Source organism: Rhodococcus sp. APC 3903, assembly GCF_030407755.1.
Taxonomy (GTDB): Bacteria; Actinomycetota; Actinomycetes; order Mycobacteriales; family Mycobacteriaceae; genus Rhodococcus_F; species Rhodococcus_F erythropolis.
In genome coordinates, this window is sequence record NZ_JASDCV010000058.1 from 1 (window position 1) to 10,367 (window position 10,367).

5 protein-coding genes are annotated in these 10,367 nt (G+C 61.9%); 3 read left to right on the plus strand and 2 right to left on the minus strand.

Annotated features, from left to right (window positions below; translation table 11 throughout):
- A partial coding sequence (locus QMA15_RS32160) for a non-ribosomal peptide synthetase (RefSeq protein WP_290289097.1) occupies positions 1-5,286 on the minus strand: 5,286 nt, incomplete at its 3' end.
- Positions 5,287-5,545: 259 nt separating this feature from the next.
- Here QMA15_RS32160 and QMA15_RS32165 point away from each other — a divergent pair.
- Genes QMA15_RS32165 through QMA15_RS32175 form a run of 3 tightly spaced genes read left to right on the plus strand, consistent with a single transcriptional unit; the run spans position 5,546 to position 10,028 of the window.
- Positions 5,546-6,370, plus strand: coding sequence for an FAD binding domain-containing protein (locus tag QMA15_RS32165; RefSeq protein WP_021333613.1), 825 nt, complete (start codon positions 5,546-5,548; stop codon positions 6,368-6,370).
- Complete coding sequence (locus QMA15_RS32170) at positions 6,367-9,060, plus strand: molybdopterin cofactor-binding domain-containing protein (protein ID WP_046378654.1); 2,694 nt, start codon at positions 6,367-6,369, stop codon at positions 9,058-9,060. Before QMA15_RS32165 ends, QMA15_RS32170 begins: the two co-directional genes overlap by 4 nt.
- Positions 9,057-10,028, plus strand: a complete 972-nt coding sequence (locus tag QMA15_RS32175) for an antibiotic biosynthesis monooxygenase (protein WP_029255495.1) — start codon at positions 9,057-9,059, stop codon at positions 10,026-10,028. Before QMA15_RS32170 ends, QMA15_RS32175 begins: the two co-directional genes overlap by 4 nt.
- A gap of 25 nt (positions 10,029-10,053) precedes the next feature.
- Here the strand turns inward: QMA15_RS32175 and QMA15_RS32180 are convergent.
- Positions 10,054-10,367: HNH endonuclease signature motif containing protein (locus tag QMA15_RS32180; RefSeq protein WP_290289105.1), on the minus strand; the 314-nt coding region annotated here is incomplete at its 5' end.

A 10,367-nucleotide genomic window follows, 5' to 3' on the forward strand; every position in this document is an offset into this window, starting at 1 on the left:
CGCAACCCCCACACCATCCCAACCACCCACCACCAACCCACGCTCGGGCGCACCCAGAATCTCCGTATCACCCACTGGGGCAGTTGGATCCGATACGACGGACCGCAGTAGGCGGACGAAGCGCTCCCCGAATTCGGTGACTGTGGTGCGCTCGAAGATATCGGAGGCGTAGGTGAAGGCGGCGTCGAAACCCACCGGGATTCCGTCCTTGCCACGCTTTTCGGAGAGCGACAATTGCAAGTCGAATTTGGCGACACCGATGTCGACTGAAACAACATCGACACCGAGTCCTGGTAGTTCGAGGTGAGGATCTGCGGTGTTCTGAAATTCCAACAGAACCTGGAAGAGCGGTGAACGAGATGGTGAACGCTCCGGAGCAACTGCATCGACGACTCGCTCGAACGGCACCTCGGTTTGCCCGAACGCTGCCAGATCAACTTCGCGAGTTCGTGAAAGGATTTCCTCGAAAGTCGCGGCGGTATCAACGGCGGTTCGCAGGACGACCGTGTTGACGAACATCCCGACCAGATCGTCGAGGACTTGCTCGGCGCGCCCTCCCACCGGAGTGCCGATCGCTATGTCCGGCGAGGCGCTCAGCCGTGCCAACAGAACGGCCAGCACTGCGTGCATCACCATGAACGGTGTCGCGTTGTGATTCCGAGCGAGTTCGAGGAGGTCACTGTGCACGTCTGCGGGCACCGAGAATCGGACCGATTCACCGCGCATGGATCGTTCCGCCGGCCTCGGTCGATCCAGCGGAAGGTCGATCACGTCAGGTAGACCGGACAGGGTGGACGTCCAGTAGTCCAACTGCTTCGCCTGGAGCGTGTCCGGATCGGCGGCACTGCCGAGCAGTTCGATCTGCCATTGGCTGTAGTCGGCGTACTGCACAGGCAAAGGCGGCCAGTCCGGTGCCCGACCGGCAGCCCGCGCCGCGTAGGCGCGGGTCAGGTCGCGGGCCAGCGGCTCGAGTGATGCTCCATCCGCCGAAATATGGTGAACCACCAACGCGAGGACATGAACGTCCCGAGTGATTCGAAAAAGGGAGCCGCGCACGGGCACGTTCGCGCTCACGTCGAACCCCTCGCGAGCGAGATCGGCGACGCGCCTGTCCAAGGCTTCCTCGTCAACGGATACTTCCCACGCCATCTCCGACGTCACACGTTCCGAAGGAACCACGACCTGATGTGGACCGTCGACCGACGCCGGGTAGACGGTGCGAAGCGATTCATGTCGATCGACGACATCTCCCATCGCGAGTATCAGCGCAGCCACATCCAACGCCCCTGACAGTCGGACCACCATCGGGATGTTGTAGGCCGGGGACGACGTGTCGAACTGATTGACAAACCACAGGCGTTGTTGCGCCAGGGACACCGGAATCTTGTCCCTGTACGAATGTGCCTGCAGGATTGGACGCTTCGAACGCGAGGGATCAACGCCGGAGGACTTCGCGTCACGCACGTGGAGGGCCAGTGATTCGATCGTCGGTGCTTCGAACAAAGTCCGCACCCCGAAATCGATTGCTTCAGCGGCATTGACTCGTGCGATCAGCTTTGTGGCGATCAGTGAGTTCCCACCCAGCTCGAAGAAGTCGTCACCCGCACCCACCGCCTCAGCACCTAGAACGTCGGCAAAAATCTCGGCCAGCAGTAGTTCTTCGGCGCCCTCGGGCGGTCGAAAGTTGTCCGACCGAGCATCGAACCGAGGTGCCGGTAAGGCAGCGCGATCGACCTTTCCCGATGGAGTTACCGGCAACTCGTCGAGAAGAACAAAGGCCGCAGGAACCATGTACGAGGGCACACGGCTCGCGGCGTACTGCGTCAGATCGGCCGTCGAGAGCGCACTTCCGCCGGCAGGCACGACGTACGTGGTAATCATCGTTGTACCGGAGGGAGCCGCACGCGCCACGGTAACTGCATTCTCGACCTGCGGACACGACTGCACGACGCTGTCGATTTCCCCGAGCTCGATACGGAATCCGCGAACTTTCACCTGGAAATCGCTGCGACCGACGTACTCGAGTGCACGGCCACGGCGCCGCCGCACCAAGTCCCCCGTTCGATACATCCGCCGGCCCGGGAGACCGAACGGGTCGGCCACGAATCGTCCTGCGGTCAACGCATACTTCCGGTGATATCCGCGTGCGAGCGCGTCTCCCGAGATGTACAGCTCGCCCACAACACCGTCGGGGACGGGGTGCAATCGCTGATCGAGCACGATCTCCTCGAAACCGCGGAGCGGACCGCCCACTGTGATGTTCTCCGACGACACCATCGGCTCGCCGATGTTCGACATGACGGTGGTCTCGGTCGGCCCGTAGGCATTGCACAGCCGTCGGCCGGGAGCCCACCGCTGCACAAGATCCGGCGGACAGGCCTCACCACCGACCACCACGTCGCCGAAGTCCGAAAGGCCCTCGGGCGAAACTGTTCCGAGCGCCGCAGTAGTGACAAAACCATGCGTGACACGCTGGGATTCGAGGAAGCGAGACAGCTCGTCACCGCCGAAGATCGTGCTCGGTGCAATCACCATGGTCGCTCCGGCACCGAAAGCCAGCAGGTATTCGAAAATCGAGGCGTCGAAACTCGGGGTCGAGAAGTGCAATGTTCGCGCATCCTGGGTCGCACCGAACCGCGAACGCTGTTCGGCAGCAAGCGCTTCCAGTCCGAGATGCGAGACCGTCACCCCCTTGGGGAGTCCGGTGGAACCCGAAGTGTAGATCACGTATGCGGGATTGTCGGGGCGGATCGGGTGCACCCGATCGACATCGGAGATGGAGCGGACGGACAACCGCGCAAGTCGGCCACCGAACTCAGCGTCGTCGATCGCTAGCCAGGAAATCGAATCCGGCAAACGATGAAGTTCGGAAACGACCGTGAGCCCCAGTACGGCACCGGAATCGGTAAGCATGAAGCGAACACGTTCACCCGGATAGGTCGGATCCACCGGCACGAATGCCGCGCCGGCTTTGGTCACCGCCAACATCGCGACAACCGATTCGATCGAACGCGTCAAACCCAGCGCCACACTGTTTTCCGGACCGATGCCGCGGTCGATCAAGACTCGGGCCAACTTCGACGAACGCTCGTCGAGTTCTCGATACGTCAACTCGCCATCGAGATACGACAGGGCCACGCCGTCGGGGTGTGTGCGCGCCGCACCGTCGAACAGGTCGGCCAGGGTGCGGTGCGAAGCGCGAGGGTCACTGCGGACAGGCTGCATCGCGGATCGCTCGTCGTCGGACAAGATGTCGATGTCGCCGACCATCGTTGCCGGATCTGTGGTGACGGATTCCAGGACGCGCGCGAAACGCAAACCGAGGCCACGTACCGTCTCGGCGTCGAACAGGTCGGTGGCAAACGCGAGCGTCACCGTGATTCCGGACGGCGTACCCACCTCGTCGAACAGTTCGACTGCAGACACTCCGAGATCGAAGCGGCCGAGGTCGGGAGGGTGCTCGTCAGCGCTGGCGACGGACTCGAACGTCACCTGTATCACCGGCGCATACGCAGGTACATCCTCCACCTCGAGCGACTGCGCCACCTGCTCGAGCCGTATCCCACTGTGCGGCAGCGCATTACTTCGAACCTCGACGACACTGCCCAGGAGCGCCGTGAACGGCGTCTCCAGATCGATGCGACTCCGGATGGCAACGATGTTCGCGTCGGATCCCGTCGGCGTACCGATTACCACGTCCGAAGCCCCGGACAATCGGCTTACCACAAGCGCGAAGCCCGTATGTAGGACCACGCGTGTGTCCGTCCCGAGATCACTTGCCATTTCTGTAATCCGCGCGTGGGTGTCTGCGGCGATCACGACCTCAACCTGTGCACTGTCCAGCGATTGCGTTGCAGGCCTGGGTCGATCGAAGGGAAGTTGCAACAGTTCGGGCGCCCCGGTGAGCTCATGTCTCCAATACTCGAGGTGCCGCACTTCGCGTTGTCGTCGCTCGCCCTCCCGGGCCGTCGGGCCGTGAATGTCTGCGAGTTCGGCACCGGAATCAGACGCGATCAACTCTTCCAGCAAGCCGACAAAATTCCGGTGGTGCTCGCGTAAACCCGCCTCCTCGTATCGGATCGGGTTTGCCCGGAAGTCGACACGCAGCCTGTCGCCACTCGGATACACGTTGACCAGAAGGTCTTCCACCGGCCCGGAGGTGACGATGTGATACTCCCCAACCACCTCGCCCAACTGCACCTCCTGGCGAAACAGCATGACGTTGACCATGGGCCCGGCATATGAGTCTTCGCCTTCCAGACCGCTCGTCACGCCTGCGTCCCGACGGATGTCGTCGAGGCTGCAGCGCTGGTGCCGCAATGCACCCATGAGCTCATGCTGGACCTGGGCGAAGAGTTCACCGACGGTGTCGACGGCGGCGACACTGATGAGCAGCGGCGCGACGTTCACCATCATGCCGCCCGAGTCCCGCAACACCGCCGTAGTCCGTCCGGACATCGGAACATGAATCTGGACAGTCTCTTTCGCCGTCATTCGCGAGAGGTACAACGCGAGCGCAGCGATGACCGTTGCAGCGTGGTTCTCGGATTCGTGGAGAAGGGCACAGCTCCGGTCCGACATCAGTGTGCTTTCGAGTCGGCTCTCGATGTGTGCGGGCCCAGAAGCCTCCGCCAAGCTGGATCCGGCACCGACTGTATTGCGCCCTGCCCAGTACTCACGGTCGGCAGCGAATCGATCCGACTGTCTGTACCGCTCGTCGATGTCGTACAGCGTGCGCAGTGTCGCGGCACGACTCGGCTGCAGATCTTTTCTCGCCGCCGAGGCCGAGTACCGATGCGCAATGCGGTTCATCATGGTCATGGCACCGAAACCGTCGAGCGCGACATGATGGATACGGCTGTACCACAGATAGTGCGCGTCACCCACGCGCAGCACAGCGGTCGCAACGATTCCGTCGACTGCCAGGTCGAGCTGCGTCCGGCAATCTCGACGCATCCACTCGAGCGCAGCCTCGAAGGGATCCTCGGTCCAGCGGAAGTCGACCAAACCGACCGAGATTTCGGCCTTCTCGTCCACGTACTGCATCGGCTGACCATCGACCTCGATCACTTTGAGCAAAGGAGATTGAAACTCGTAAGCACCTGCCCGCGTTTCGCGATCCAGTAATTCGACGTCGAGTTCGCCGCGCAACTCCACGTAGTGCGCTATCAGAATCGGGGCTTCGGGATCGAATTGCTGAGCGAACCAGGTTGCCCGTTGGGCGGCCGAGAGCGGAAAGAGGGTCTCATCGAAAGGGTCGGTCCGTCTTACCTCGAGAGGTTTCACAGCGCCCCGCCCCGCATGATCTCCGCGGCCGCCGAGTGCGTAGCCGCGTCCGAATCAACAGCGCGAAAGCAAGAGGCTGATCGCGCCTCTCAAGCAGTCGTACCCAGAATCGGCAAGCACATGCACGGACCACCAGGTGATGTCACGTACGTATCGCTCATGTTTCACGTGCCCGATATGCACTAAAAGTGTGAATGTGTCCCGTCACCTCGGTAATGTCCCACTCCGAGACGACACATCCCCCGAGGGGAGCAGGCGCATGGACATCACCACCATTACCGACGTGATACGCCGACCACCGGATCGCCCAGGGGACGTGTGGCGTCCCGGCGACGCCTGGCTCGCGGGAGGAACGTGGCTGTTCTCAGCGGAACAACCCGACACGCGTCGACTGGTCGACCTCACCGCGCTCGGTTGGACACCACTGGAGGTCGGCGCGACTCATTTCAGTGTCGGAGCTACGTGCACCGTTGCCGAACTGTATGCGTTTGTCCCGCCGGACAATTGGGGTGCGAGTCCACTTATTCGCGTCAGCTGCGAGTACTTCCTCTCGTCTTTCAAGGTGTGGAATTCGGCCACCGTAGGCGGGAACATCTGTATGTCGCTTCCCGCCGGACCGATGATCACCCTGGCAGTTGCACTCGAGGCTACTTTCACGCTGTGGGCCACCGCCGGAACAGTGAGGACCGTCGACGCGTGCGACTTCGTGACCGGTGACCACCAGAATGTCCTGGAGCCGGGCGAAGTTCTTCGGAGCATCGAGTTCCCGGTGCACGCGCTCACCAAACGCCACGCCCACCGCCGCTTCAGTCTCACGCACCTCGGCCGTTCGACGATCTTCATGATCGCGACGCAGACTCCGGGAGCCGACGACTTTCACGTCACCATCACCGCCGGCACTACGCATCCGATACGGCTGACGTTCGACACGATGCCGGACGAGCACTCTCTGCGACGAGCTGTCGACTCCATTTCGGCCGACAGTTGGTTCGACGATCCCAACGGAACCCCCGACCACCGCCTGCACCTCGCCCGTCACTACGCCGACGAGCTCCGAATCGAACTCACGGGGAGCCAGTCATGAGCTACACGGTGAACGACCGGAAGTTCGACGAGGAACCGTTCCCGGGACAGTGTCTCCGGACGTTTCTTCGACACCTCGGACACCACGGGGTGAAGAAGGGTTGCGACGGCGGGGACTGCGGGGCGTGCACAGTGTGGCTCGACGGAGCGCCGATACACAGCTGCATCACGCCCGCCTTTCGCGCCGACGGTCGCGCGGTGACCACGATCGAGGGACTCGGTACGCCCGAAGATCTCCATCCGATTCAGCAACAGTTCCGGGATGCACCCGGCTTTCAGTGTGGGTTCTGCACCGCCGGAATGATCATGACCTCCGCGGCGCTCACCGACGCGCAGAAAGAAGACTTGCCGCGAGCGCTCAAGGGAAACCTGTGCCGCTGCACCGGTTACCGATCCATCGAAGACGCGGTCAACGGTGTCGGCGCTGTCGAAGTTGCCCTCCCCGGACAGGCGGTCGGGACCAGCGTCGGGGCGCCGGCGGCCACCGACGTCGTGACCGGCCGAGCCGAATACACTATGGACACCGCGATCGACGGCATGCTGCACCTGAAAGTGCTGCACTCGCCCCACGCGCATGCACGCATCACCTCCATCGACACCACCGAGGCGCTCGCCGTCCCCGGTGTCCATCGCGTGTACACCTGGAAAGACGTGCCGCGCAAGCTCTTTACAACGGCAATTCATACCGACCACCTTGTTGATCCGGACGACACGTACATCCTCGACAACGTCGTGCGGTTCGTGGGTCAGCGGGTGGTGGCCGTCCTCGCCGACTCCGTCGTCGCTGCGGAAGAAGGCCGTCGGAAGGTGAAGGTCGATTACGAGATCCTGCCTTCCGTGTTCGATCCGGAAGAGGCCATGGCCGACGGCGCTCCAGCCCTGCACGGATCCGACGATCCCTTTGTTCGAGATCCCGAGCACAACATCCTGCTCGAACTTCACGGTCACGTGGGCGACGTCGAGGCCGGGTTCGCCGAGGCCGACGTCATCCACGAAGGCACCTACTTCTCGCCGCGAGTGCAGCACGCACATCTCGAGACGCACGGTTCGATTTCATGGATGGAAGACGGACGCCTTCACGTTCGCACGAGTTCGCAGTCCCCCTCCATCGCCAAGGTCAAACTCGCCCATCTCTTCGACCTCCGCCCGGATCAGCTGCGCGTGTTCTGCAAACGCGTGGGCGGCGGGTTCGGAGGAAAACAGGAAGTGATCAGCGAAGATCTGGTGGCGCTCGCCACCCTGGACACCGGTCGTCCCGTCTGCCTCGAATTCACCCGAGAAGAAGAGTTCACCACCGCGTCACCGCGTCATCCGATGAAACTCACAATCAAGCTCGGAGCAAAGTCGGACGGGACACTCACCGCGTTCCACTATCGCAACGTCTCGAACACCGGTGCATACGGAAACCACGGCGGAGAGACACTCTTTGCCGGCGGCGCGGCAGTCTCGCTCTATCGCTGTGCGAACAAGAAGTTCGATGCGTATTCCGTGTACACCAATAACGTCCCGAGCGGCGCTTTGCGTGGGTACGGGATGACTCAACCGGCCTTTGCCGTGGAATCGGCCATGACCGAATTGGCCATCGCGCTGAACATGGATCCGCTCGAACTGCGTCGACGCAATATCGTCCGACCTGGCGATTCACTCGTCGCACTCGAAGACGGCCCAGACGACGTGATCTTCACCGAAGACGGACTGGGGCAATGCGTCGATCTGATCGACGCAGCGTTGAAGCGCCAACCGGTTCCCTCGCTCGGAGACGATTGGCTGATCGGCACCGGTACTGCCAGTTCACTACATGAGACCGCGCCACCCACCGAGCACATTTCCGAGGCTTGGCTCACCCTCGGCGAAGACTGTGTATACGAACTTGCTATCGGCACAGTCGAATTCGGTGAGGGAACTTCTACGGCCCACGTGCAGATCGCCGCAAATCAGCTGGGCACAACACCGTCACGTGTACGAATCATTCAGTCGGACACCGACCGAACCGGTTTCGACACAGGCGCTTTCGCCAGCGCCGGCCTGTTTGTCGCTGGGAACGCGGTACTCCGCGCGTCGAATGCGCTCCGCGATCGACTACTGGCCTTCGCCGCACATCACACCGGCGTCTCGATTGACCTGTGCTCGATGGACGACGACAAGATCGTCTGCGGTAGTACTCGATTAACACTGCAAGAGTTACTCGAGGCTGCACGCCCGCGCGGGATCCGATTCACCGAAGCACGGAAAGCGTACGGGTCGCCGCGCAGCGTGGTGTCCAACACTCATGGCTTCCGGATCGCCGTCCATCGCATCACCGGCGAGATCCGCATCCTCTACAGTGTCCAAGCCACCGACGCTGGGGTGATCATCAATCCGGCGCAGGTGCGGGGACAGATCGAAGGTGGCGTCGCCCAGGGCATCGGCTTCGCACTCACCGAGAACTTCCACGTAGACGCGAACGGCGCGATGACGAACCCGAATCTACGTAACTACCGGATCCCGACCTATGCAGATGTCCCACGCACCGAGGTGATCCTCGTCGAGTCATCAGACTCCGTCGGCCCACTCCGCTCCAAGGGCATGGCGGAGTGCTGCATCAATCCGGTTGCCCCTGCTTTGGCGAACGCACTGCAGGATGCCACCGGGTCACGATTCCGGTCACTACCGCTCACCCCGGAACGCATCTACTCAGGCCTGAACCGATGACCGCGAACACATCGGCGGACAGCGCCGCTACGGTCATCATCGGCCAGCGAGTGCGTGCCGGACTGGAGAAAGAATTCGAGGTCTGGCAGAAAGATCTCAACCGGGCGGCCGCAGATTATGCAGGCTTCCTCGGGGCAGAAATCGCGGCTCCGACGCCCACCCAACCTGATTGGGTGATCGTGTACCGATTCGACTCCATCGCTCATGTTCAAGCGTGGATCAACAGCGCGACGAGGCAGGACTACCTCGACAGCGGTCGTCAGTTCTTCGACGGCCCGGCCACGCAGCAGGTAGTGAGCGGCGGGATCAGGCCTCCGGACCCACTGCTGACTGTCGTAGTGACGCACCGAGTAGGTGACGACAGTATCGACGAGTTCCTTGCCTGGCAGGATCGCCTTCGGGAGGTGGAGAGTGCTTTCGACGGATTCCGCGGCACCGAACTGTTTCGCCCAGTCGACGGTGTGCAGGATGAGTGGACCCTGCTGTATCGCTTCGACAATGCTGCCCATCTCGACACGTGGCTGACTTCCCCTGAGCGACAACAGCTTCTCGCCGAGGGTCGCAAGTTCCACGACTTCGAACTGCGAACCGTGGACAATTCGTTCGGCAGTTGGTTTGCCTTCGACGAGAACGGAAACGAGGCCCCTCCACCTTCGGAGACAAAAACCTCGATCGCGGTCTGGGTCGGTCTCTACCCGACTGTCGTCTTGCTAACTTTGGCGCTGTCACCGCTGAAGCTGCCACTCTGGCTCGGATTGTTGATCGGCAACCTGTTGTCGAGCTTCATCATGAGTTTCTTCACGATGCCGTACTACGTGAATCGGCTCCTGCACCGTTGGCTGCGTCCACCTCCAGGGATTCCTGTCGCAAAAACCAACGCGCAAGGGGTGGCGATCGTCGCTGCGGTGACCTTGTTCTGGGTGGTCGTCTTCTATCTGGTGACTACTCAGTTCTGGTCGCTGCCCTGAGCTCTCCGGAACGCGAAATGCCCGTTCAGGCGGCTGTCGGTGGGCTGTTCCCGCCGATCGGGTGCTGATACGGATCAACCGACATCGGTGGATAGAACACCGACTTCCGATCCGGTCCGATCTCCACCCGCCACTCCGTGTGGTGCAGTGTCCGATGATGATGACCGCACAACAAGATCAGATTGTCGAGATCTGTTGGGCCACCATCGTTCCAGTGAACAATATGATGAGCATCGCACCACCCCGACGGAGTCCCGCACCCCGGGAACGCACACCCGCCATCCCGAACCGCCAACGCCCGCCGCTGCGGCACCGTCGCCGTTCTCGCTTCCTTACCGC

Coding starts and splice junctions, on each gene's coding strand:
- QMA15_RS32170 (WP_046378654.1), top strand. CDS start 6,367: ATGAGCTACACGGTGAACGACCGGAAGTTCGACGAGGAACCGTTCCCG.
- QMA15_RS32165 (WP_021333613.1), top strand. CDS start 5,546: ATGGACATCACCACCATTACCGACGTGATACGCCGACCACCGGATCGC.
- QMA15_RS32175 (WP_029255495.1), top strand. CDS start 9,057: ATGACCGCGAACACATCGGCGGACAGCGCCGCTACGGTCATCATCGGC.